Consider the following 1,646-nt stretch of genomic DNA (forward strand, 5'->3'; position numbering starts at 1 on the left):
TCACGTTGTTTGTTTCGTTCAGTTTTCAAAGAACTACTTGGTCGCTCATTTGCGACTTCCTTATGTTAACATCTTCGTTAGTTAATGTCAACTAAGTTTTTCATTTTGTTTGCCGCGTTCTGCGTTATTGCATCGGCGACTTGTTCTATATTACACCTCTATAGCCTAATCGTCAACACCTTTTATTCAATTAATAATAAAAATAATTCCAAAGTTATTTTCTATATTAGTTTCAGTTATTTAATTCCTCTCATTCAATGAAAATAATGAAAAGGACATCCTATTACATACAAAGCGTCCTTTCCATTAAACATTATATACATGCTCTTATAAACTTTAACATTCTTCATTCTCTTTAATATTTTGATCGTCTGATATAAATAAATCAATTAGTTTACGTTTATCCGCCCATATCACTCCAAATAAAACTAAGCTGCCACCTATTACTATTCTCCGCGTTAAAGATTCATTTAATAGAACAATTGAAGCAACTATACTTATTAACGGTAACGCATTTAAATATAATCCACTTACTGATGCCGAGACTGTCTCTAATGCTCTATTCCAAAACCAATACGCTAAAATTGTTGCCCCAATAACAAGATATATTACACTAAACCCTGTCTTCCATGTTTCGATTTTTGGAAAACCATAATAAAAAGTTTCTGCCATTGCAAATGGTAATAGAATAACAGCTCCAATAATTAAAGTTAATGTTGTAAAAACCTTGTTTGATAGATACTGTTCTTGTTTTGGTCGTTTCAGCAATACTGTATAGAAAGCAAATAAGAACGTACTTAATAAAATAAGGATATCTCCTATTAAAGATACTTCTTGATCGACATTACTAGATGGAATTGTAATAAGAAGTACTCCGATAGCCCCCAATACAATACCGATCCAATAATTAAGCCGAATTTTTTCTTTCAAAAAGAACGCCGAAAAAAGAATTGTAACTAAAGGTAAAGCAGCATCAATAATACTAACATGCAATCCACTTGTTAAAGAAATACCGTAGGATGTGAACATAAAGTACCCAGATACGCCAGTAAAAGATAGTAAACTCATTCTTTTCCACGGGACCTGTTTATGTACAACTGATCTTTTTAATTGTTTAAATGAGAATAGTAAACAGATTCCACCAGCTAAGAAAAGGCGAATAAATAACAAAGTAAATGGCTGAATAGATTCTAATGCCCACTTTGTTGGCGCAATGGCTGTCCCCCATAATATAACAGCCACTAATAACATGCATATTTCTTTCATAATCCCCCACACCCATCAAAAAATATATGTTAACTATCTTAATTATAGATTTTTTCTTATGTAAAATCCTTTAAAAATGAAAAACCGTTATGTGAAAAACAACTGAATAGCTATTTTCCACATAACGGTTTCATATAAAAAGTAAAATATTTTAGTCATTCCACGACTCAATTAATACAAAAAGGTAATTCTTACCTTAACCTAACATTTAAATGTATTACTTTATTATCTTTTATGGCATTATCGTTCAAAATTCATTTTAAACAGTCTCTATTTCATCTTTTTTCTTCTTTAAGATTATTAAATTTATGGATTATGACATTTGGTAAATAAAAATAAACACAAAAAAACCTAAGTCGAATCGACTTAGGTTTTTGCTT

General features: G+C 30.4%; 1 protein-coding gene. It reads right to left on the reverse strand.

The features are described 5' to 3' along the window. Positions 1-336: 336 nt before the first annotated feature. Positions 337-1,266, reverse strand: coding sequence for a DMT family transporter (locus JDS99_RS30565; RefSeq protein ID WP_088610501.1), 930 nt, complete (start codon positions 1,264-1,266; stop codon positions 337-339). Between the last annotated feature and the right edge of the window lie 380 nt (positions 1,267-1,646).

The organism is Bacillus cereus group sp. N6, assembly GCF_016483705.1.
GTDB lineage: Bacteria > Bacillota > Bacilli > Bacillales > Bacillaceae_G > Bacillus_A > Bacillus_A wiedmannii.

What these genes read in the sequence shown, in the direction of transcription:
- JDS99_RS30565 (WP_088610501.1), bottom strand. Translation starts at nt 1,266, where the DNA reads ATGAAAGAAATATGCATGTTATTAGTGGCTGTTATATTATGGGGGACA.